The organism is Jeotgalicoccus sp. WY2, assembly GCF_018437745.1.
GTDB classification, from domain to species: domain Bacteria; phylum Bacillota; class Bacilli; order Staphylococcales; family Salinicoccaceae; genus Jeotgalicoccus; species Jeotgalicoccus psychrophilus.
In genome coordinates, this window is the sequence record NZ_CP049818.1 from 783,528 (window position 1) to 806,945 (window position 23,418).

The window sequence follows — 23,418 nt, forward strand, 5'->3', positions numbered from 1 at the left end:
ATGTGAATTTTAATGAAGGGGATTTTTATTACATTATGAAGTAAACCATATACCGAGTGATGTACCAATATAGTTTCCGATAATATAACCGAGTGTACCAATAATTAAAATTGGACCAACGAGCTTTGTCCAGCCCCGCGATATTGCCATTGCTGCTGCTGTTGTCGGTCCGCCTATTTGCGTTCGATGCCAGTATAATTTCCTCAAGATTAAATTTTAAAAACGTCCAAAACCAAATGAAACCAGCATATTATAAACACAATAATTGCTGCAAATACTAAAATTAACGGTGCATTTTGTATGATCAGCGGTATTGATGCAGGAACACCGATGACTACAAAGAATATGTAGATAAAGAATGTCCCGAATTCCTGAGAGCCTGAAATACTTTCAAAGTATTTAGGAAACAGTGCAACTAAAGTAATGTCAGTGTCGTCAGCATCAGATAATCATCACCGATAATACCGCTCAATATAGATAAACAGTATATTGCTGTCTGCAGGAATCAGATTAGAGAAGAAGCTCGCTAAACTGAAAGATACTGCAACAATCACAAACTGTTCCGATAGCTTTTGCAATCCTGCAGCGATATTTCTTTCTCTTTCCAATAATTAGAAGCCTGGTTATCGCTGCCGCCACTTTTTTCTATCTCATCAATAGAGGCGTACCGAATTTACTCCTGAAGAAACTTAATGCCGGTATCGTAATCAGAACGAAGAAATACAGCACCATCAGCAGATTATCCGCAACAACGGTTGAAGAGACTGTATCCTGCGGCACATCAAAACGCGTTGCCATTGCCGCAAAGTTGACTCCGCCCCCTGTGTACGATCCACTCAGCATCGCACCGATGTAATTCAGCTGCGGAATATATTCTTTCAGAATAAAGAATGCGGTAATCGTTCCCGCTATAGTCCCGACTGTACTGATTAAAAATATATTAAAAGCCGTTTACTCTCCTGCCATACTTTAACGACGTTCGACTGAAATAACAGCAGCGGTATCGCCAGCGGCACCACATAAGTCCACACCGTATCGTATACCGGTGATTCTAATGGAATGACCCCTGTATTACTCAGCAGCATTGCACCGGCAAGCGCGATAATCGCACCTGACAGTTTCGATGCCCAGCTGTACTTCTGCTCCAGCATTATCGCTACTGCGGCCCAACCAATTAATATTGCCCACAGCACCCAGTAATTTTCGGGATGTATGAGACTCGTTGTCTCTTCCATAAATTCTCCTCCTTATGTATAGTTACTCTTATTTTACTCCAGGGCAAATAATATTAACAGATAATTGTAAATCTTTTAAAAGAGAAAAAAATGCATCTGCTGTATAAAAGCAGACACATCTTCTTATAAATCCACTTCTAGAAGAATCGGCGTATGATCCTGTCTCGTTCCGGAATCAATCATTTCGATTTATTACTTTTTCTGCAATACGGCTGCTCACGAGCCAGTAATCAATTCTCCATCCCGAGTTATTAATCTTACACTCGTTTTGCACGCTGTGCCCACCATGAATACACACCGGTATGTCTCCGTGAATATGACGAAAAGTATCTGTGAATCCTTTATCCAGCAATTGTGAAGCCTTGACGTTCCTCATCTGTAAACCCGCAGAACGGCGGTTGCCTTTAGGATTAGCCAGATCAATTTCCTTGTGAGCCACATTAAAGTCTCCTGTAACGAAAACGGTTTTGTTAAAGTCCAGTTCCTTTATATATTCAGCATAACACTCATCCCAAATTTGACGTTCTTCAAGACGTTTCAAAGCGTCGCCCGCATTTGGCGTATAGACCTGAGTAATGTAAAAATCATCAAACTCTAAAGTAATTATACGGCCTTCACTGTCCATAGTTCCCGGCGAACCGATAGATGGATAAGTGGCTTCAGGCTGCAGTTCTTCTTTATATAAAACATCGTGCCGGCGTATCCTTTACGTGCCGGTTCTACTGAGCTGCGCCATACCGCTTTATAACCTGGAAATGACTCCTGTAAAATTTCCACATTTTTAGTCGGTCCCGCTGCCGACAGTTTGGTTTCCTGAATCGCAATCACTTCGGGGTTATGTGCCTGTATTGATTTTAAGACATCTCTCGATAATAACGCTCTCGCCGACTCGCTCGTCAGTGCGGCATTCAGTGAATCGATATTCCATGAAATAAACTTCAAAATATTTCCTCCTAATTATTACGACACTTCAATTTTCTTCTGACAGGTAAAACACATTATATAGAAAAATCAGCGATTTAATTGAAGCGAATGCATGAACTATACAATTTTTCAAGAAATAATTCAAGACAGCGGGAGAAGTATATACTCTTCAAATAATATATTGTTTTTATCAAATTTTCCGAAAACTTATTGATAATGCTTTCATTAGTTATATATTAATGAACGGGTGTTCGAATATCATATCTATGTACGATATGTGTAAATAGGACGGCGGAAATGAGCAATATTTCTTCAGTAAATATTTTTATATGTGACCTGCCTACAGTACGGCCGCATAAATTGGCGATTCCTTACTCTATTCCAGACCAGAGCCCGACTGGTGAATTCCTTGGTTATATGGAACAGCACCCTATGCGTCCTGCTCATGAACACCTCATGTTCAAAGCTGACGGACACGAAACACTGATTACTCAAGTCTTCTTCGAGGGTGACAAGTGGATGGAAACAGACGTTGCTGAAGGTGTACGTGATGAACTGATTACAAAACTTATCGATAAAGGAGATCATAAAGTAGCATCACTTGATTTCGTAATGCGTAAACTGTAGTAACAAACCGGGCATGGTGACATGCCCTTTTATTAATAGGAGGAATTTAAACTGTTGAATAGGAGGATAAGCATGACAGAACGCATTCAAACTAAAGAGAAAATGATTAATGTAAATAAAACCGGTAACGGTAAAAAAGATGTCTTATTAATATTTATTCACGGCCTGACGTGTAATTATCTGCAGATGCATCATTTCCAGGAGCATTTTAAAGATACTTACGATACTCTGAGCTATGATTTAAGCGGCCGCGGCGACAGTTCTATTCAGTCGGACCCGACAAATATTCATCAGCACACTGAAGATTTGCTGCAGCTGATGAATTCTCTCGATTACGATAAATTCATTCTCGCGGGCTACTCGATGGGCGGTTATATTGCATTAGATACAGCTGCACAGTCAGATAAAATTCAGAAAGTTGTTCTCGTCGACGGCGGCGGTGTTGCCAATGAAGATACAAGTAATTTGGTGATTCCATCTCTCGGCCGGCTGGAGAAATCATTCGATTCCTCAGATGACTATCTGGATATGATGAAGCAGTCCTATGGTGCACTTGGTGTTAAATGGTCAGCTGTGATGAATCAGGTCATCGCTCATGAAGTTAATGGAGCAATTCATCCGAAATCCGACTATACGCTGACCAAGCAGGATTTTGAAAGCTTTTATGAATATCCTCATTCGAAAATCTATCAAAATGTAAAAATACCGGTACTGCTCATTATCTGCACCGGTCCGATTAAAGATAATACACCACTGTTCAGTAAGGAAGGCTACAGCCTCATGCTGGAAACAGTGAGTGATATAAAATCAACGAATCATGGACTTATTCATTATGAAATTGTCTTCAATAATAATCCGGATTTAAACAAAGAAATTAAAGAATTCATAGATCAGAAATGAGTATAAAAGATATGATTGCAGAGCGCGCTGCCGGGGCATTGGAAGAACAGTCAGTAATTAACCTCGGTATTGGTACCCCTACCCTCGTTGCCAATTATCTGGATAAGGAAAAATACTATCTGCACACAGAAAATGCCCTGCTTGGGGTGGACTTGGTATAATAAATTGGACATTAAGTTAAGAGAAAATGGAGAATTTATTATGCCAAGTCCATTACGCTGTGAAGAGATGCCAAATCAAAAGATATTGAACTATAAAATAAGGCTAGATTACTCAAGGTAATCTAGCCTTTAGGTTATTCGTGATACTTATCATATAAACTATTGAACTCTACTTTCATTAAAGTAATAATATTGGAATCCTCATGAACAATATCCAGTATATCTGAACTAATTTTAATGATCATGCTATCATTATAAAAATATAGTAAGTTACTATACCCTCCATTCGATATATCGAGAATATAATTTAATATATCATTTTCTTTACAGTTCTTTATCTGATGAAAATTAAATATTTTGTTGTTATCTTCTTCGTCTTTTATTGATATAATTTCACATTCATTAGTTTGGAAAAAATCATTAACAATACTTGTCTCTTCCCTATACTTCTTACCCAATTCTTCCACATTATCCAAGTAAATTAGTTTAAATAAGTACTTGAGATACTCAATAAACTAAAATATTATTTAGAATATTATGATCTACATAATCAATATCAAATCTAATCCTATTATCCTTTGATGCTAGGAAATATGGTGTTCCTCCACTTGCAGTTATACTCAAATTCAAGTTAGTAAATAATTGAGTCATTTAGTCTCCTATCCTCTTCATATTAATATCATACAATGTACTTCGCATTTTTGTATAACGTCTGACCCTGTGATGTGTAGTTTGTTTTATTATACCTAATTTTTTTGCTGCATTTGTTGCAACAGTACCATTAGTTTTGACAGCATTTTTGTCAGTATTATGCATAGGTTTGACGCCAGCGGAACAAGCATCGTACCGATTATTTTTTAACGATGACATCCAAATAAAACCCATGATTACAGAAGATTTGTGGGATTAAAGCCTTGTTCATGGGCTTCTACCGCGCGTATTTTAAATTCCGGGTGATATGTGATAGATCGATCAGATACCCTCAATACATTTGGGTTTTGTTCCCGTTCTTTAATTTCAAAAGACGTGAAAAGTCTCGCCATGATAGCCCTCCGTACAGATAGTTTATTTAAGTATAAACAAGAGAATCTTTAGAGCATAGAAAAACCCGAATAAGAGACGCTTTTTATAAGCTGTCTCTTGTTCGGTTTACAGTGCAGTCAGAGAAGATAATATGTTTTATGAAACATAGATAAATTCCGTACGTTAGACTCCTTGGGGAATAGCATCAGCGTAAGACTGCAGGCTTACGCGATGCCTAAAGGATTGCTAACGTACGGAGTATTTATTCTAGAGATATTTATGTCCCAGATTCATCTATTTTATATATTTGTATTTCTAATACAGTAACCGCTTCAATATGTTTTGTCTGCGGGAACAAATCAACAGGTGTGACTTCTGATGCTTTAAAGTCATGTCTCTCCAGATATTTCATATCTCTTTGAAGTGTACTCGGATTACATGAAATATAAACAATCTTCTTCGGACTCACTTCAATAAGCGAATCTAAGAATTGTGTATGACATCCTTTACGCGGAGGATCGACGAATACAACGTCAGCGCTGACACCCTCTTTAACGAGTTTCGGCATTACTTCTTCTGCTTTCCCTAAGTAGTAGTCCGCGTTATCAATGCCGTTCAGTTTCGCATTTTCTATCGCATCTTCAACTGCACTGTCGACAATTTCAATACCGATAATTTTGCTGACACGGTCCGATGCTGCAAGACCGATTGTACCGATGCCTGAATACGTATCGATAATCGTTTCGTCCCGTTTAAATCTGCCATATCCAGCCCGATCTGATAGAGCTTTTCAGTCTGTGCATGGTTGACCTGGTAAAACGAACGTGTCGCGTATTTTAAATGACTTGCCAAGCAGCGTATCCGTAATATAATCATGACCAAGCAGGACGATTGAACGTCTGCCGAATATCACATTTGTTTTCTCATCGTTGATATTCTGCACGATACTCTTCACATTCGGATACGCCTCTTTTAACGCTTTAACAATCGATAAAAACTCGTTGCGTTTGCCGTTCGTTATAAAGACAACCTGCACTTCACTGTCGTCGCTGTTTGAACGGATCACAAGATGTCTCAGCAGCCCCTGGTGCGATGTTTCATCGTAAATCGATGTATCTTCTTCGATCAGTTTATCTTTTATAAACAGCATAATATCATTATGCAAATGTTTTTGAATATAGCAGTGTTCGATATCCACGATATCGTGAGAACGCGGTTTATAGAATCCCATCACGAGTCTGCCGTCAATTTTCTGTACAGGAATCTGTGATTTGTTACGGTAATACAGAGAATCTCCCGTTACCGTATCGTTAATTTTAAGATTTAATCTCGCCTGCTGATTAATGTTCTGTGCAACGACTTGACGTTTAAACACTGCCTGCTCGGCGTCATTCATTACCTGTATCTGGCAGCCGCCGCACTGGAAGTAATATTCACACGGCGGCGTCTGACGGTTCGGCGACTGCTTTAGAACATTTAAAACTTTGCCGAAAGCATACTTGCTGTTCACTTTGACTGCTTTAAATTCTACTGTCTCACCTTTTAAAACATCCGGTAAAAATACCGGATAGCCATCGACTTTAACTATTCCCATTCCTTCGTGGGTATAGTCCTCTACTACTGCCTCATAGTTATTATTTTTAGTTACTGCATTCATGTTAAAACCTCTTACTTCATTAATTTTAAAGCTTTACGCGGAATGTACTGAAGCCGTCGCCGCAATCTTCTAAATGCTCAATCGGCAAGCCTTCCGTATATTCTTTCGCTGCTGCTGCCGTCGTAAATGTATACGTATCATGCGGAATAATCGTCATCGGATTATGATAGCTGAATGTCTCACCGCTCTTTATATATTCAGTAACAATATCCCGTACTGAAATATCCGATTCATAATATTTCTGCATCTCTTAAAAATGGTGCATAGGCTACTTTATAATTATTTGCCGGGACGATAAACTCATCTGTATCTTTTATCGGCATACCTTTGTACATCATTTTAATCACCCGTTCTGAATCATTAATCTGATGTGCTGAGCTTTCATAGCGCGCCTGTTTTGTCAGGTCGAATGTATAGTCGAGATCAAAGAATGTATCAAAGTTGTAACCTGGAAAACCGTAGCGTGAATTATTCGGCTGTAATATTTCCTCACCATCATAATCATTAAATGAGGATGCGGCCCATTCCAGCCATTCTTTCAGCACTTTACCTGTAATCTTAATAATGAGCAGTGTATTTGCATGTTTATATAAATCGATACTGTCTGCAATAGTCATTTCTCCTGCAGGTATATCTGTATAGTCATGCGCGCCGTCACGCCCTACTTTTACCGCTGAATTAAAACCGATGACCGGTGTATTAATATCTTTCAGTTCTGCCCGTTCTTTTGCAAACCAGACTGTCGCTTCCGAGACGAACTGCACACCGCGTGACGGAATTACTCTCGTGAAGTAAGTATTCAGCGGATAATCTGTTTTACCAATCGGTATTTCTAAATAATTCAGCACCCGTTCATGATCTTTCTGGTAATCAGCCAGTTCATCATCTTTTAAGACGATATCTTCTGCACCGATTAGTCTGCTGTCTGCCTGTTTGACCTGCCATTGATCCGCACTGTACTCAAGCTCAAAACTAAGCACCCCGAGATGGCTTGCAGACACTCCCGGCTGCACCATCGGCAGATTATTGAAAGTTCCTCTGTCAATATCAATACGGTCGTCCTCAATCAGTAAATTGCCGTTTGGGAACACATCGTGGGTATGTCCGAAAACAATACCGTCTATGTTTTCCATCATTGCCATTAACACAGCCTGATTCTCTCCAAACTGCGATAAATCATTATCTGCATTACTCATTCCTGTATGAGACAGCAGGATGATAATGTCAGCGCCTGCAGTTTTCAACTGCGCCGTTGTTTCTTTGACTGCTTCAGTCATCGGTTCGGCGTTCACTCTGCCTTCCAAATGAAATTTATCCCATTTTAAAATCTGGGTTGGCACAACACTTAAAAATCCGACTTTAACCGTACCTTCTTCTGTCTCGATTTCTTTAATATAACTGCCCTTTACCAGGTCCTTTAAAGAATCATCCAAAAAGTCTACATTCGAATTCACAATCGGTACAGTAACCTGTTTAAAAATTCATTTAAAAAAGGCAGACCAAAATTAAACTCATGGTTGCCTAATCCGATAACATCGTACATTTCATTAATAATACCCGGAACGAGAGCCTGAGCGGGATTAGTGCTGTCAAATTCACTCCAGACGTCTCCCTGCAGCAAATCGCCGTTGTCCACTGTTATGACCGTTTCTTTATCGTTCATTGCTTTGTATTTATCAATATATGTTTTGAACTTCAATAATGCATTATCTTTCGGTTCATTATCAAAATAATTATACGGATAAATTGCGCCGTGCACATCCGTTGTTGCAAAGACCGTCAGCTTCAATATATTCACCTCATAAATCGATATATAATCGGAATTAAGCGTCTGTTGGTTCCGGAAGTGTATAGTCTTTATCTTTACTGTACAGCTCATTGTAAAACTCATCCGACACTCTTATTTTCAAAAATTCTTTTAAGTTTTTAAAATGAGCCGGCAGTACACCGCCGAATTCACCATCCAGATTCAGCTGCACTTCATCATAAGAAGTAATTCTGACATCCTGCGCTTTATAATAATGCACTTTCGGATGTTTTAAATGTTCGCCTCGTGTGGCCAGCGATAAAATATGACCGAATTCCGCAAGATTAACATTTTCAAGAATAAGCAATGAGAAATTTCCGTCATTTAATTTTGCATTCGGCACCAATTTCTCAAAGCCGCCGATTGAGTTAGTCAGTCCAAGGAGAAAAATCATCACTTCGCCTTCAAATAATTCACCATCATGTTCGATACGTAAATTAATGCTCCGCATTTGAGGAATCAGTTCAATGCCTTTGACATAATATGCGAGAGAACCGATTACTGCTTTTAATTTGCTCGGCGCTTCATAGGAGGCCTCGGTGATTTTACCGCCGCCTGCGATATTCATAAAATACTTGCCGTTCATACTGCCGAGATCCACTCTGCCTGTTTTACCGTTTAAAATAACACTGACTGCTTCGTCAATGTCATTTGGTATTTTAAGTGCACGTGTGAAATCATTGACCGTCCCCATTGGAATTATTCCAATTTCCGGAGGTTCATCGTACTCCGCGAGACCGTTAATAACTTCATTAACCGTGCCATCTCCGCCGGAAGCGACAATTAAATCGAAACCTTGTTCACATGCAAACCGCGCAGCATAGGTCGCATCATTCGGCCCCGTTGTAACATGAGTGCTTGTAATATAACCTGCATCTTCAAAACGCTTCAGCACCGCAGGCAGTTTTTCCTGAAAACTTTCTTTGCCGGCAGTGGGATTGTATATTATTCTCGCTGTTTTCATGAATATCTCCTCTACATATGAAATTATACGCTCGTCAAATGATCGCCTTCATCTATAATCATTTGAAAAAGACGATATTTATGCTCATCGTATTCGTCTTCTGTCACTTCATTTTTAACAAGTAATTTCTTTAAATTTTTAAAATCACTGCACGATTGTTCATTCATAAGCAGATGCTCAGTGCATATTAATATATCGTTCTTTTTGCGGCTGGCACTGCTCATAAATATCATGTTTATGTTATGTCCGTCGACAACTTTTCTCATGACCATATCATCTGAAATAATCGGAGAAATGATTAACGTGTACATACCCTTCAGCAATTAAAATATCCGCGAGATTTCTTACATCATCATATGATTTAACGATAAAAAGAATATCCATATCACAATCATAAGGAATCTTTGCGAGCTTTGATGAACCGATATGATGAACTTCGATAATAATTGATTTGAAAAAATTCAATATCTCGAAAGCCTGCTCTATATATTTATCTTTAATATTTATATTTAACTTATTTATACATAATCATCCTAAAATAATGTCTTACTTTCGTAATTCATGTATAATAATATTTAAAAGTATTATGTTGCCAACATTATATCATATGTAATGCTTTGGGATATTATTATTTGAGGAGATACCATGAAAAAAGCTTTAGTGATTATACTATTTTTATTGTTTGCTGCCGGAATATATTTCAACTTTATGCATACAGGTCCAATCTTCACGGATGAAGCTGCTGAAGATACTGCCAATGATACTGAAGTTGCAAATGATGGACAGCAGGAATCAGACGACACTGCACAAGAAGAGAGCGCATCAGAAGAACCAGCTGATAATACAAATGATTTAGCATTTAACGAAACAGCTATTCAGGAAAAATACGACGAACGTGTAAGCAATAACGAACAGCTCATCGTCGACGTGCTGCTTCCGGCACATTACAACGGAGACTTCGCTGAACGCCTGAACAATCAAATTGGTTCAGATACAGTTCAGTTTAACCAGCTTGAACTGCCGGCAAACACGACGAATATAAACGAGCTTACAGTTAATGACAACAGCGATGTTGTCATTCTCGACGCACTGCAAATTGCAGATTATGATGCCGAAGTTCTGCCGGAAAGAAACTTAAGAAATTTAACTAATGCGTATATGGATTTATATAACGCTGATAAAACAGTGATTATATTAGGTAACCCTAATGCACATGAGAACGAAAACCTTGCGGCTGAACTTGAAAGCGATGCTGTGTATTTCACAGAAAATGATTATTTCTACATCGATAATCAGGAAGTTATAACGGAAAACCCTTATGACAGCGAAACGCTTAACCCTTCGCTGGAAGATGAAATGATTAACAGTATTACAAATTATTTGCTGCAGTAGTTTTAAAAGGAACTGGGAAATTTCCCGGTTCCTTTTTGTGTTGTTAATATTTTCTATCCCGTCATCGTCAAAGTCACAATGACCGGGTAACACCTCTATCCCGTCATCGTCAAAGTCACAATGACTGGGTAACACCTCTATCCCGTCATCGTCAAAGTCACAATGACCGGGTAATACCTCTATCCCGTCATCGTCAAGGTCACAATGACTGGGTAACACCTCTATCCCGTCATCGTCAAGGTCACAATGACTGGGTAACACCTCTATCCCGTCATCGTCTAAGTCACAATGACCGATAACGAAAAAATACACCGGTTTCCCAAATAGGAAAACCGGTGTTTTTGTTTATATATCTCTTGTTAATCTCTTCAAGAAGAATCTGGTTGACCATTTTAGGGTTAGCCTGTCCTTTTGATTTCTTCATAATCTGGCCGACTAGGAAACCAATTGCACGGTCTTTACCGTTTTTATAGTCTTCTACAGACTGTTCGTTAGCATCAAGTACGTCCGTAACCATACCTGTCAGCACTGCCGGGTCAGAGATTTGCTCCATACCGAGGTCTTTAGCAACCTGTTTTGCTGTGCCGCCTTTTTCAATCAGTACAGAGAATACTTTCTTCGCCTGCTTGCTTGAAATTGTCCCGTCTTCGATAATATTAATCATGCCAGTTAAGTTCTCGGCAGTTAATCCTGTATCATCAAGTTCAGCATTATTTTTGTTCAGGTATTCGTTTACACCGCCCATTAACCAGTTTGAAGCCAGTTTAGGGTCTGCTTTATGTGTTTCGACCATATCGCTGAAGAAATCGGACATTTCTTTTCTCATCGTCAGAATTTCTGCATCGTATACAGGAAGATCATATTCGTTAATGTATTCTCACGAAGTTCATCCGGCAATGTCGGAATACTTGCACGTACGCGTTCTTTCCACTCGTTATCGATGTGAAGGTGCATTAAATCAGGTTCAGGGAAGTAACGGTAATCATCTGCGCCTTCTTTAATACGCATTAATACTGTTTCGCCAGTTTTTTCATCGTAGCGTCTTGTTTCCTGCTCGATAATGCCGCCTGACAGTAATACCTGCTCCTGACGCTTCACTTCATGCTCAAGACCTTTTCTTACAAAGTTAAATGAGTTTAAGTTTTTAAGCTCAGTCTTCGTACCGAATTTCTCCTGTCCGACAGGTCTGATTGAAATATTAGCATCACATCTAAGTGATCCTTCTTCCATCTTCACATCGGATACGCCTGTGTACTGAATAATCGATTTGATTTTTTCCAGATACTTGTACGCTTCTTCAGGTGTTCTGATATCCGGTTCAGAAACGATTTCTACTAAAGCCGTTCCCTGACGGTTTAAGTCGACTAATGAATAATCTTCTTTGTGAGTTGATTTACCGGCGTCTTCTTCAAGGTGAAGACGTGTAATACCGATTGTTTTCTTCTCTCCGTCTATTTCGATTTCAAGTGAACCGTGTTCACCGATTGGTTTATCGAATTGTGAAATCTGGTAAGCTTTCGGGTTATCCGGATAGTAATAGTTTTTTCTGTCAAACTTAGTATTCTCAGCAATCTGCATATTTAATGCCATTGCAGCTTTCATGCCGTATTCTACTGCAGTTTCGTTAAGAACCGGCAGCGTTCCCGGATAGCCGAGTTCAACTACAGAAATATTCGTGTTCGGTTCATGTCCGTAGTGCAGCGGGGCATTGGAAAATATTTTTGAATTTGTTTTTAATTCAACGTGAACTTCAAGTCCAATAACTGTTTCAAAATGCATTTTACTCCGCCCCCATCGTTAGATTTTTAAGCTCTTCATGCAGGTTATATACTGTTTCAAACTGATACGCTGCATTGTAAATTTTGCGTTCTTCGAAGTGATTGCCGATCAGCTGCATGCCTATTGGTCTGTTGTCTTCAGACACTCCACACGGAATGCTTAATGAAGGCACACCTACAAGGTTTGCAGGAATTGTTAAAATATCATTTTTATATTCCTTCGTACCTTCGATTTTAACTTCATCGTATTTATGTGCCGGCGTCGTTGTTGTCGGTCCGATAATTAAATCGTAATCCGTTAAAATTCTTTGAATATCGTCAGATACTAAACGGCGGAGTTTTTGTGCTTTCACGTAATAATCATCATAATGACCTGCGCTTAATACGTAAGTTCCAAGTAAAATACGGCGTTTTACTTCATCGCCGAATCCTTCACCGCGTGATTTTTTATATAGTTCTTCTAAGTTTTTTGCATTTTCAGCACGGTAGCCGTAACGGATACCGTCAAAGCGTGCAAGGTTTGCACTTGCTTCACTTGAAGCGATTAAGTAGTAAGAACTTACTACATATTGAAGGTTTGGCATTTCCACTTCTTCAACTATTGCGCCAAGTGATTCAAAGCGTTCTTTCGCTTTTAATACAGCTTCAGTTACAGACTCATCGACATCATCGCCTAAGAATTCTTTAGGCAGTGCAAGTTTCATGCCTTTGATATCTTTTTCGATGCCGCTTAAGAAATCAGTATCCTGGTTTCTCGCACTTGTCATGTCGTTGCTGCTGTCTTCGCCTGAAATCAGCTCAAGTACTTTAGCATTGTCACGCACTGTACGTGTCATTGGGCCAACCTGATCTAAAGATGATGCGAAAGCAATCAGACCGAAACGTGATACTCTGCCGTAAGTCGGTTTCATACCGACAATTCCGCAGAATGAAGCAGGCTGTCTTACTGAACCGCCTGTATCAGTACCAAGTGCATACGGTACAAATCCTGCTGCTACTGCTGCAGCCGAACCGCCTGATGACCCACCTGGTGAACATTCTAAGTTCCATGGGTTTTTAGTCGTCTGGAAGTAAGATGTTTCCGATGTTGAACCCATCGCAAATTCATCCATGTTCAGTTTACCCATCAAAATTGAATTCTGGTCTTTAAGCTTAGTCATAACAGTTGCATCATAAACCGGCTTAAAGTTATGCAGCATAAGGCTCGCGCATGTTGTTAAAATATCTTTAGTAACGATATTATCTTTAATTCCAACCGGAATACCGAACAGCTCGCCGTCCATTTTATCTTCTTTCTGAAGACGGTCAAGTTCCGCTGCAGTTTCCAACGCCTGTTCTTTAGTTAAAGTAATAAACGACTTAATGTTGCCGTCGTATTTTTCGATTCTGTCAAAAAGAGCACCTACTACTTCAGAAGGTTTGATCTCTTTACTGTGAATTTTACTGTATAGTTCTTCTACTGTTAATTCATTTATATTCACGATTATTAACCCTCCTTAAATCATTCTAGGTACTTTAAATTGTCCATCTTCTGTAAACTCTGTGTTTCTAAGCGCTTCTTCCTGTGTTACAGGTTCTCCCGCTTCATCTTTACGCAATGAGCCCGAGGTCTCCTGCTGCAGCTGCATTGCATGCGTCATCGGTTCTACATCCGATAAATCCAAGTCATTCAAGCGCTCCGAGTGCGCAACAATACTTTTAATTTTTGTCGATAAATTTCTAAGCTCTTCTTCATCTTTTATTTCTATCTTAGATAATTCAGCCACACGCTGAATTTTCTTTAAATCAAGTTCCTCCATGAATGACCCTCCTTCTATAAATACAACATTTAAAGTTTACCAAAAACCAGGGCACTTTTCCATGTGCTTAAATTATTCAAATATATAAAGATTGGCTGCACCTTCGCCTTCACGTGTAATTACACTGTAGACCTGCGCTTTATCTTTAATTTCAACTTCGATATCCGTACCTGTAAAATGCTCGTTCACCAGATCTCTGACGAATTGGGACATTCCGATCATTTCACCGCGGCTGTTATATTCAATCGGTATTTCAACTGTCAGCGTATCAAGTGTACCGTCTATGAACTTCCCTCTGCCTACAGACGTTGTAAAGCTGTCAAAATAAGACGATAAATCTTTGTTGAAGTTTTGATATTCACTGTTCGCTTCCTGTGAAATCTCCGCCGCTTCACTGGATGGCAGTAATAAGTTCTGTTCGTTCATATCCGTAAATGATTCGATCGTATTTTCAACTGGCGCTACAACTGCCTGCGATACAAAGTTACCTGGAACAATATCTGTATCACCTGACTGAATAAATATTGCAAAGACGATTTCTTTATCCACATACTGGTCGTTCGCACGGATGCGTGTTAAAATCTCAGCTGCCATTTCCTCGCCTTTTTCTTTTACTGTTGCAGGATCAAGTGCACGTTCTTGTGTCTGCCCGTACTGTTCAGTCTGATAATAATGAACACTGTTCATTGCGAGGCCGATAGTAATACCTTCAAACGACAGATTGCCATCTTCGCCTTCTGCCATATAATTCTGTTCAAGTATATGAGACAGATAGAGCGGAGCTTCTTCTGCGATAACTTCGGGATCTGTTTCGCCGTTCGTTGACGGATTCAGCCCGAGATTACTGAAAGCATCGGAATTAAGCAGCTCTGCTTCATCCATATTCTCAAGCTCTTCACTCGTATACTGCCGGCTTAAATAACCTCTGACCATTTCTTCTGAAATAATCTGACCTTCACGGAATATATATTCATTTGTAGGAAAGACGCTCTGACTGATCGTAAAGAGCCCCTTTTCAAACTCTTCCACGTTATATGAAGAAACTAAATTTGCACTCGACAAACCGCGGGCTGGAGATAATTCATAAGGTACAACAGAACGGTAAAAATCTTCACTGCTTGAAGTGATTGTGTCATCCTGCTCTTCAATCTGTACATTCGAAACTTCATTCTCCAATGATGCCTCGTCCATCTGTTCACTGATTTCAGCTTCATTGGCACCATCGCAGGCTGCCAAGAGCAGCAAAGTTGCGCCTGCGAGTAATATCGATTTAAACTTCATAACTCATTGCCCCAATTTCTCAATAAATTCTCGTTCATTCCATACGGTTACACCGAGCTTATTCGCTTTTTCCAGCTTGCTGCCGGCATCTTCTCCTGCAACAACAACATCTGTGTTTTTAGACACACTGCCCGTAACTTTACCGCCGTATGACTCAATACTCTGTTTCGCATCATCGCGGGTCATTTCGACCAGCTTGCCCGTTAGAACAAATGTCATGCCGGAAAACACAGTACCGGACAATTCTTCTTTTTCTTCAGTAAGATTAAGACCTGCTCCTCCGAGCTTATTAACAAGCTCGATAAAATCTTCATTCTGTGTATATGTCACTATTGAATCTGCAATCTTTTCACCGATTTCCGGTATTTCAATCAGCTGTTCTTTTGTTGCTTTTAATACTTCCGCCATCGAACCGTACTCTTCTGCAATCAGCCGTGAAGCTTTTGAACCGAGAAAACGTATGCCGAGACCAAATAATAATTTACTTAACGGCATTGCTTTCGACGCTTCAATTGCCGTCAGCAGATTTGTTACTTTTTTATCGCCCATACGCTCGAGCTCAATTAAGTCATCATACTGAAGCTTATATAAATCTGAAACATCAGTTATCAGCTCTGCATCGAACAGCTGGCGAACTACTTTCTCACCGAGACCGTCGATATTCATCGCACCTCGGGAGACGAAATGAATGATACCTTCCGTCAGCTGTGCCGGACACGCAGGATTAATACAGCGTATTGCCACTTCATCTTCCAGCTTGACTGTCTCATGTCCGCATGACGGGCAAGTCGTCGGTGCTTCGTACACAGCCTGGTCTGTGCGTTCTTCTTTTAATGATTTAACCACTTCCGGAATGATATCACCGGCTTTACGAATCACAACTTTGTCTCCGATGCGGATATCCCGCTCTTCGATCAGTTCGTGATTATGCAGTGAAGCACGTCCGACAGTTGTTCCTGCAACTTTTACCGGTTCCAGTATCGCAGTCGGCGTAATGACGCTGTCCGCCCCACTGTCAGTTCAATATCCAGTATCTCCGTGATGACTTCTTCTGCTTCGCCGGGAATTTATATGCAATAGCCCAGCGAGGTGATTTCACCGTAAAGCCGAGCTCATCCTGAGTACTGAGATCATTCACTTTAATTACGATACCGTCGATTTCATATGCAAGCTCCGAGCGGTGCGTCGTCCAGTAATCAATATATCCAATAACGTCATCAATGGTCGTCATTAATTTTCGTTCTTTGTTCGTTTTAAAACCGAGTTCATCGAGCTTATCAAGAGCTCCGCTCTGACTTACAGCGTCAAGTGCTTCCGGTGATGTCACGCTGTACAGGAAGACCGATAAATTACGTGCTGCAGCAAGCTTTGGATCCAGCTGTCTTAATGACCCTGCCGCTGCATTCCGCGGATTCTGGAATTCCTGCTTATCTTCTTCAATTCGTTTTTTGTTCAGATTCATAAACGAGCTTTTCGGCATGTAAGCCTCGCCGCGCACTTCGAAAGTTAAATCTGAGTCTACCGTCAGCGGAATCGCATGAATCGTCCGCAGATTCTCTGTAATATTTTCACCTACAGTACCATCACCGCGAGTTGCCCCGCGTGTGAAACGGCCATTTTCGTAAGTCAGCGAGACCGCCAGACCATCGATCTTCAATTCACACATATATGTAACATCGCCGGCATTCTGTCTGACACGCTGATCGAACGCTCTTAAATCTTCTTCGTTGAACGCGTTGCCGAGACTCAGCATCGGTGAGCTGTGTGTGACCTTCTCGAAATTACTCAGAATCTCACCGCCGACCCTTACTGTCGGCGACGTATCTGTTTTATATTCCGGGTGTTCACTTTCCAGCTCAATCAGTTCACGGAGGAGAGCATCGTATTCCGTATCCGGAATCGACGGGTTATCTTCGACATGACTCGTGATTGTAGCGTGTAAGCAGCGTTGTAATTCATGAATTCTTTCTTTCATTTATATTCAGTCCTTTTTTTCAAGCGGTGCATAGTTTGCAAGCAGTCTTTTCGGTCCTGCAGTTTTAAAAATAATATCGAGCTCCGTATTGTCTCCCTCGCCTTTAACCTGCGAGATAATACCTTCTCCGAACGCTTTGTGGGAAACTTTATCGCCGACATTAAAATTAGTACCTGTCTTCTTATTAATAATACGCGAGCGTTTTTTCGGTCCGCGTGAGAAAGATGAACCGGCACCTGAACTCATACTGCTTTCTGGCGTACGGCCGATACTGCCTGAAGATTCCAGCAGCTCTTTTGGAATTTCACTTAAGAAACGACTCTGCATATTCGATTCAGTTTTACCGTACAGCATGCGGGACTCCGCACGCGATAATATTAAGTGCTCCATTGCACGGGTCACCGCCACGTACATCAGACGTCTTTCCTCTTCCAGCTCCTGATCATCAAACTGCACACGGCGGGACGGGAATATTCCCTCTTCCAGACCGACGACAAAAATCACTTTAAATTCAAGACCTTTCGACGCATGCATCGTCATCATCGTGACACCTGTGACATCGTCTTTTCCGTCCTGATCTGAGATAAGCGCCATATCACTCAGGAAATTAAATAAATCATCTGAAATCGGGAATTCATTATCGAACTCTTTCGTTACAGTTTTAAATTCCTCAAGGTTCTCAAGACGACTCCGTGCTTCCAATGTTTTATCAGAGCTCAGCATGTCGTGATAGCCGGTATCGGCAAGCACTTCGTCGACAAGGTCAGTCATTGTCATATACTTCGATTTTTCTTTTAAATTATCGAGTACCGCGAGCAGTGTCATTAACTTAGTCACTGTCTTCGCCGGAATACCTAAAAAGTCCGAGTCGCGGATCGCATCATAGATGCTCGAGTTCAGCTCTTCTGCATGAGCGCGCAGCTTATCGATTGTCTTCTCACCAATTCCTCTTTTCGGTACATTGATAATCCGCTGGAAACTGATGTCATCAGACGGGTTCTGAATAACTTTTAAATAGCTCATCAGATCTTTAATTTCCATTCTGCTGTAGAACTTCGTTCCGCCGACCATTTTATACGGAATACTGGATTTAACAAATGCATCCTCAACCGCACGCGACTGTGCGTTCGCACGGTAAAGCACCGCCATCTCGCCGTATGAATAATCAGCACTGAGCTCCTGAATTTTCTCGACGACGCGGTGGCCCTCTTCACGTTCACTGAACGATACGTTCACTTCTATTTTAACGCCGTCACCTTTATTACTGCGCAGGTTTTTCGGTTTGCGTTCTGTATTGTTGTCGATAACCGCGTTCGCCGCGTCCAATATCGTCTTCGTTGAACGATAGTTTTCTTCAAGCTTAATTACTGTCGCTTCCGGATAATCCTCTTCGAAATTCAGTATATTCTGGATGTCCGCACCGCGGAATTTATAAATCGACTGATCCGAGTCGCCCACAACACAAATATTCCTGTACTTCGCAGCGAGCATCTGCACGAGCTTATACTGTGCATGGTTTGTATCCTGATACTCATCCACGTGAACATACTGGAATCTTGTCTGGTAGTAATTAAGAACATCCGGCTTCTTATCGAACAGTTCGATTGTCAGCATAATTAAGTCATCGAAATCCAGTGAACTGTTGCGGTATAAAATTTCCTGATAATCTTTGTAGATTTCACTGTAAAGCTCGTCCTGGAAACCGCCCGCTTCTGCGATAGCCTGTTCAGGTTTAATAAGCTGGTTTTTATAATTTGAAATAACCGACAAAATACTTCTCGGATTATGCTGTTTCGTATCCAGATTACGAGTTTTTAAAATATCTCTCACGACCGACTGCTGATCGAGAGGGTCTAAAATAGAAAAACTCGTGTCGTAGCCTAAATAGCTTATATCGCGTCTTAAAATACGGACACACATTGCGTGGAATGTTGAAATCCACATTTTAGATGCATCCTCCGCGATTAATCTGTCGACACGGTCGCGCATTTCACGCGCTGCTTTATTCGTAAAAGTAATTGCCAGTATATTGTATGAAGGCACCTGTTTTTCATCCAGCAGGTACGCCACTCTGTGCGTAAGCACACGTGTTTTGCCACTTCCTGCCCCTGCCATAATTAGCAGCGGGCCCTCCGTCGTTTTAATCGCTTCCAGTTGTTCTTTATTCATCGTAGATAAATCCATTATAAAAACTCCAATTTATTAAATGATAGTTTCTAATGCCCGTTCAGCATCGTCATAAATAATATTGCCGACAACCATTATATCGCTGATACTGTCCATCTCTTTGGCAGTTTCCTTCGATACAATACCGCCGCCATAAACGATGCGTGCATGTTCTGCAGCTTCGTAAGCTTCTTTAACCAGCTCCCGGTCGCCGAAAGCACCGCTGTACTCTATATATGTAATCCATTTTGTATAATTTATCGAGCATGTGAATCATTGCGATAAACTCTTCATCGCATACAGCATGACAGTTGGCATGTTTAAACGCTTTGCATTCCTGATTCATTATAATATAAGGCAGCAGGGAAATACTCTCATAATCGATAAAATCATGATATTCCATCAAAGCTTCAACGAGCATACCATGTGTAAAATTAACATCCTCCGTGTTAATAACTGTCGGCACAAAATAATGATCAAAGCCCGGTACTGCCGCATCCGGATGCGATATTTCAAGTGCTGCCGCAACATCAAACTCCCTGATACGGCTGAGCAGTCCGTAGACATTTTTCTCAGTTACATTATCAGTCCCGCTGACCAATATTAAATCCGTACCTGAGTTCACAATTTTCTTAAGCGTACTGTCATCGATTTCTTTAGCCGGATCCAGTTTAAATATATGCTTTGCCTGTCGTGTCATGAGACCATATCCTTTATAAAATTCATATGATGATTATATCATTTTTATATACCAAAAAACATTAAAGCAGAAGACAGAGAATATAAGCTTTAAAAGAGAATATACTTTGAACATAATATAGACAAAACCCGTACGTCAGGCTCTTCGGGGGAATAGCTCCTGCTTGAGACTACAGGCTCAAGCAGATGCCTCCGGGAAAGCTGGCGTACGGGTTAAATATTATATATTTATTTAATCCAGTTCAAAGTATTCTTCAAGCGTCAATCCACTTTCGTATATAGCCGGCGCCTTGTCCCCGACATATCTTAAATGCCACGGTTCGTACATATAGCCGGTAATATCTTCCTTGCCCTTCATGTAACGGATAATAAATCCGTATTCATGCGCGACATCTTTCAGCCACTGGAATTCAGGAGTATATTCAAATGACGTCTGCAGCAATACTGCACTGTCGTATGAACCGACGTCTATCGCGAGGCCCGTCTGATGTTCGGAATGACCAGGCTCCGCGCTGTATCTGTCGGCTGCTTCCTTACCGTCCTGTGCGACATAGTTGTTATACAATCCTCCTGATAGTCGTAGCTCCTGAAGCCGCTCACCAGTTCAAAATTTAACCCCTGCTCCGCACCATCTTCAAACAATGCCGTATAAGCATCGATAACTTCAGTCTGCATTTCCGGATTATAATCTGCCGGCAGCGGTATTTCTTTATTCACAATCAGTACACCGTCAGCATATGTAATACCGTCGATGACTTCAACATTCACCGGTACGTCGAGATCACTGAACGTCAGCGGTTCATAGCTTTTCGTAAAGCCGACAGCTTCTATTTCCTCCGGAGTTTCACTGCTGCAGGCCGTAAGAACAGATGCGGTGAGTGCTGCGATAATCAGCTTTGATGCTTTCATTATTCCAGTCCTGCACGTTTAAATATAGTATCTACACGGCTCAGGTGATGATTCTCGTTAAAGCACTCATCGAGTTCCTCTGTTGTCAGAACTTCCTGAATCCGTGTGTCTTTTCCTGCAAGCTCACGTAAAGGCACTCTTGTTTCCCATGACTCCATTGCTTTCGGCTGGACTAAATCATAAGCTTCCTCGCGTGAAAGTCCTTTATCGATTAATGTAAGCATCACCTGCTGAGAGTATACAAGACCGAAAGTTTTGTCGATATTCGCCTTCATATTTTCAGGGAATACCGTTAGATTTTTCATGATTCGACCGAAACGGTTTAACATGTAGTTCAGTGCAATCGTCACGTCAGGCAGCATAATTCTCTCCGCAGATGAATGCGAAATATCACGTTCGTGCCACAGCGGAACGTTTTCATATGCTGTTGAAACATAACCGCGGATAACGCGTGCGATGCCTGTAACATTTTCACTGCCGATCGGGTTACGTTTGTGCGGCATTGCACTTGAACCTTTCTGGCCTTTGGCAAACGCTTCTTCAGCTTCGCGTGTTTCTGTTTTTTGCAGATGTCTGATTTCCACTGCAAATTTCTCAACAGATGTTGCAATCAGTGCAAGTACCGCAACATAGTGAGCATGACGGTCACGCTGCAGTGTCTGTGTCGAAACAGGTGCGGGAGTCAGACCTAAATGTTTACATACGTACTCTTCAACTTCCGGCGGGATATTGGCAAACGTGCCGACTGCTCCGCTCATTTTACCAACTTCAATTTCTTCACGGACGTCTTTAAAACGCTTAAGATTACGTGTCATTTCCTGGTGCCATAAAGCCATTTTTATACCGAAAGATGTCGGTTCAGCATGAACACCGTGTGTACGTCCCATCATGTATGTTTATGTTCGCGCGCTTTATCAGCTAAAATTTCGATAAAGTTATTAAGATCCTGCTCGATAATTTCGTTCGCCTGTTTCAATATGTAGCTCTGGGCAGTATCCACAACGTCAGTTGACGTCAGTCCGTAGTGAACCCATTTCTTTTCTTCACCTAAAGTTTCTGAAATCTGGCGTGTAAATGCAACGACATCGTGGCGCGTTTCCGCCTCAATCTCTTTAATGCGGTCCACATCAATGCGCGCATTCGGACGAATATTTTTAACTTCATCTTTAGGAATTATCCCAAGTTCCGCCCATGCTTCCGATGCCAGTATTTCAACTTCCAGCCACGCATCAAATCTGTTTTCCTCTGTCCAAATCTTTGTCATTTCTTCTCTTGAATATCTACTGATCATTTTGGCTCATCCTCATTCATTAATTTGCCTTCAAACATAATTTCCTGATGCGATACAGTAATTTCACCGTTTTCCTCTTTAAAAACGGGCTGCTCAAATCTTCTTACCGGCTGATAGCCCTCGGCTTTCATCGCTGTCAGTACATCTGACAGCGCCTGGCCTTCTTCTACTTTAAATTTCTTTTTTTTCGGTTTTTTGTGCTCTGCCATCAACGTCACCCTGCTCCTGTGCTTCGTATACTTCCTCAAGCACTTCTTCAACATTTTCCGGTTCGTAATTGCTCATCTTGCGTCTGCTGAGTCCTTTTGTCCAGAAACCGCCGTGTATATTTTTCGGTTCGTGAGAAATGATAAACGCTCTGTCATCAAGTTCTTTTATCGTCTCGATCAGTTTGCGCTCATATTTTCTCGGCGTTAATATTTGCATTACCGTACGCTGTCCATCACGCCCATACTGATGTCCGTGCGTGACGCCGTAACCTAAATTGCGCAGGTCATTCGGCAGATCATATCTTTTTTCGCTGTTGTCACATTAACTACAGTATAGCCGAGCGCCAGCTTTTTCTTCTTTTGTTCCGACTAATATACCGACTCCAAAACCGAGCGCATAAGCGACGATATTTAACGGTTTGTCCAGATTGTCTAACACCAGGCCGAGCCCGATAACGTAAACAAATGTCTCTAAAATACTGAAGGCAGCCGCGACAAAACGGTATCCTTTTAACGTCATTATTGTCCGCATGGTTAAGAATGTAACGTAGATAATATTAATAACAAATATAACTAATATCATCAGCATGGGACTGTCTGAAATTGCTTGAAGCATAATCT

At 41.0% G+C, this 23,418-nt stretch carries 20 protein-coding genes and 7 pseudogenes; 4 read left to right on the top strand and 23 right to left on the bottom strand.

The genetic code is table 11. The features are described from left to right. Positions 1–33 precede the first annotated feature (33 nt). The 3 genes and pseudogenes from G4D76_RS15815 to G4D76_RS04625 all read right to left on the bottom strand — a co-directional run bounded on the left by G4D76_RS15815 (position 34) and on the right by G4D76_RS04625 (position 2,177). Positions 34–1,235: pseudogene (locus G4D76_RS15815) on the bottom strand (DUF819 domain-containing protein). Between the two features lie 175 nt (positions 1,236–1,410). Then, complete coding sequence (locus G4D76_RS04620; protein WP_213810990.1) at positions 1,411–1,860, bottom strand: exodeoxyribonuclease III; 450 nt, start codon at positions 1,858–1,860, stop codon at positions 1,411–1,413. Beyond that, positions 1,839–2,177, bottom strand: coding sequence for an endonuclease/exonuclease/phosphatase family protein (locus tag G4D76_RS04625; protein ID WP_213810674.1), 339 nt, complete (start codon positions 2,175–2,177; stop codon positions 1,839–1,841). Before G4D76_RS04625 ends, G4D76_RS04620 begins: the two co-directional genes overlap by 22 nt. Before the next feature lie 279 nt (positions 2,178–2,456). On the opposite strand from G4D76_RS04625, the gene G4D76_RS04630 reads away from it, so the two are divergent. The 3 genes from G4D76_RS04630 (at position 2,457) to G4D76_RS04640 (ending at position 3,847) form a co-directional block, all read left to right on the top strand. Continuing rightward, positions 2,457–2,786 carry a dioxygenase family protein gene (locus G4D76_RS04630; protein WP_250130195.1) on the top strand — a complete coding sequence of 110 codons (330 nt, stop codon included), beginning with the start codon at positions 2,457–2,459 and terminating at the stop codon, positions 2,784–2,786. Between the two features lie 72 nt (positions 2,787–2,858). Beyond that, the gene (locus tag G4D76_RS04635) at positions 2,859–3,686 is read left to right on the top strand and encodes an alpha/beta hydrolase (protein WP_213810675.1); all 828 of its coding nucleotides are present in this window, start codon (positions 2,859–2,861) and stop codon (positions 3,684–3,686) included. An 11-nt stretch (positions 3,687–3,697) separates the two neighbouring features. Next, positions 3,698–3,847, top strand: a complete 150-nt coding sequence (locus tag G4D76_RS04640) for a CoA-transferase (RefSeq protein WP_213810676.1) — start codon at positions 3,698–3,700, stop codon at positions 3,845–3,847. Between the two features lie 134 nt (positions 3,848–3,981). Here G4D76_RS04640 and G4D76_RS04645 read toward each other — a convergent pair whose 3' ends face one another. From G4D76_RS04645 to G4D76_RS04680, 9 genes are all read right to left on the bottom strand, one after another. After that, a complete protein-coding gene (locus tag G4D76_RS04645; protein WP_213810677.1) occupies positions 3,982–4,314 on the bottom strand; it encodes a hypothetical protein in 333 nt (110 codons plus the stop codon). A gap of 833 nt (positions 4,315–5,147) precedes the next feature. After that, on the bottom strand, positions 5,148–5,609 hold the full coding sequence (locus tag G4D76_RS14645; RefSeq protein ID WP_256440555.1) for a class I SAM-dependent RNA methyltransferase: 462 nt from the start codon (positions 5,607–5,609) through the stop codon (positions 5,148–5,150). A 51-nt stretch (positions 5,610–5,660) separates the two neighbouring features. Beyond that, positions 5,661–6,527 (bottom strand): 23S rRNA (uracil(1939)-C(5))-methyltransferase RlmD, encoded by an 867-nt coding sequence (gene rlmD / locus G4D76_RS14650; protein WP_250130196.1) that lies wholly within the window; start codon positions 6,525–6,527, stop codon positions 5,661–5,663. Between the two features lie 25 nt (positions 6,528–6,552). Further along, positions 6,553–6,774 carry a hypothetical protein gene (locus G4D76_RS04655; protein WP_213810678.1) on the bottom strand — a complete coding sequence of 74 codons (222 nt, stop codon included), beginning with the start codon at positions 6,772–6,774 and terminating at the stop codon, positions 6,553–6,555. Continuing rightward, a complete protein-coding gene (locus tag G4D76_RS04660; RefSeq protein WP_213810679.1) occupies positions 6,758–7,981 on the bottom strand; it encodes a 5'-nucleotidase C-terminal domain-containing protein in 1,224 nt (407 codons plus the stop codon). Before G4D76_RS04660 ends, G4D76_RS04655 begins: the two co-directional genes overlap by 17 nt. Beyond that, positions 7,978–8,316 (bottom strand): metallophosphoesterase family protein, encoded by a 339-nt coding sequence (locus tag G4D76_RS04665; RefSeq protein ID WP_213810680.1) that lies wholly within the window; start codon positions 8,314–8,316, stop codon positions 7,978–7,980. Before G4D76_RS04665 ends, G4D76_RS04660 begins: the two co-directional genes overlap by 4 nt. A gap of 34 nt (positions 8,317–8,350) precedes the next feature. Then, a complete protein-coding gene (locus tag G4D76_RS04670; protein WP_213810681.1) occupies positions 8,351–9,298 on the bottom strand; it encodes a diacylglycerol kinase in 948 nt (315 codons plus the stop codon). A 23-nt stretch (positions 9,299–9,321) separates the two neighbouring features. Continuing rightward, the gene (locus tag G4D76_RS04675; RefSeq protein WP_213810682.1) at positions 9,322–9,609 is read right to left on the bottom strand and encodes a hypothetical protein; all 288 of its coding nucleotides are present in this window, start codon (positions 9,607–9,609) and stop codon (positions 9,322–9,324) included. Beyond that, entirely contained in the window at positions 9,572–9,763 is a 192-nt protein-coding gene (locus tag G4D76_RS04680) for a GrpB family protein (RefSeq protein ID WP_213810683.1), read from the bottom strand. Before G4D76_RS04680 ends, G4D76_RS04675 begins: the two co-directional genes overlap by 38 nt. Positions 9,764–9,943: 180 nt before the next feature. On the opposite strand from G4D76_RS04680, the gene G4D76_RS04685 reads away from it, so the two are divergent. Then, entirely contained in the window at positions 9,944–10,690 is a 747-nt protein-coding gene (locus G4D76_RS04685) for a hypothetical protein (protein WP_213810684.1), read from the top strand. 352 nt (positions 10,691–11,042) lie between these two features. Here G4D76_RS04685 and gatB read toward each other — a convergent pair. From gatB to G4D76_RS04740, 11 genes and pseudogenes are all read right to left on the bottom strand, one after another. Then, positions 11,043–12,469: pseudogene (gene gatB / locus G4D76_RS04690) on the bottom strand (Asp-tRNA(Asn)/Glu-tRNA(Gln) amidotransferase subunit GatB); the annotation flags it as partial. A 1-nt stretch (position 12,470) separates the two neighbouring features. After that, positions 12,471–13,949 (bottom strand): Asp-tRNA(Asn)/Glu-tRNA(Gln) amidotransferase subunit GatA, encoded by a 1,479-nt coding sequence (gene gatA, locus G4D76_RS04695; protein WP_213810685.1) that lies wholly within the window; start codon positions 13,947–13,949, stop codon positions 12,471–12,473. 15 nt (positions 13,950–13,964) lie between these two features. Further along, positions 13,965–14,267 (bottom strand): Asp-tRNA(Asn)/Glu-tRNA(Gln) amidotransferase subunit GatC, encoded by a 303-nt coding sequence (gene gatC, locus G4D76_RS04700; RefSeq protein WP_213810686.1) that lies wholly within the window; start codon positions 14,265–14,267, stop codon positions 13,965–13,967. A gap of 72 nt (positions 14,268–14,339) precedes the next feature. Beyond that, positions 14,340–15,548 (bottom strand): CamS family sex pheromone protein, encoded by a 1,209-nt coding sequence (locus G4D76_RS04705; protein ID WP_213810687.1) that lies wholly within the window; start codon positions 15,546–15,548, stop codon positions 14,340–14,342. A gap of 3 nt (positions 15,549–15,551) precedes the next feature. Further along, positions 15,552–17,523, bottom strand: a pseudogene (ligA, locus tag G4D76_RS04710) (NAD-dependent DNA ligase LigA). 6 nt (positions 17,524–17,529) lie between these two features. Continuing rightward, a complete protein-coding gene (gene pcrA / locus G4D76_RS04715) occupies positions 17,530–19,707 on the bottom strand; it encodes a DNA helicase PcrA (RefSeq protein ID WP_213810688.1) in 2,178 nt (725 codons plus the stop codon). An 18-nt stretch (positions 19,708–19,725) separates the two neighbouring features. Beyond that, a pseudogene (locus G4D76_RS04720) lies at positions 19,726–20,389 on the bottom strand (heptaprenylglyceryl phosphate synthase). Positions 20,390–20,620: 231 nt separating this feature from the next. After that, positions 20,621–21,297: pseudogene (locus tag G4D76_RS04725) on the bottom strand (D-alanyl-D-alanine carboxypeptidase family protein). Next, positions 21,297–22,588, bottom strand: a pseudogene (gene purB, locus G4D76_RS04730) (adenylosuccinate lyase). Before purB ends, G4D76_RS04725 begins: the two co-directional pseudogenes overlap by 1 nt. After that, positions 22,585–22,797 carry an NETI motif-containing protein gene (locus G4D76_RS04735; protein ID WP_213810689.1) on the bottom strand — a complete coding sequence of 71 codons (213 nt, stop codon included), beginning with the start codon at positions 22,795–22,797 and terminating at the stop codon, positions 22,585–22,587. The pseudogene purB and the gene G4D76_RS04735 overlap by 4 nt, the downstream one beginning before the upstream one ends. Then, a pseudogene (locus G4D76_RS04740) lies at positions 22,760–23,413 on the bottom strand (DUF2179 domain-containing protein). The gene G4D76_RS04735 and the pseudogene G4D76_RS04740 overlap by 38 nt, the downstream one beginning before the upstream one ends. Between the last annotated feature and the right edge of the window lie 5 nt (positions 23,414–23,418).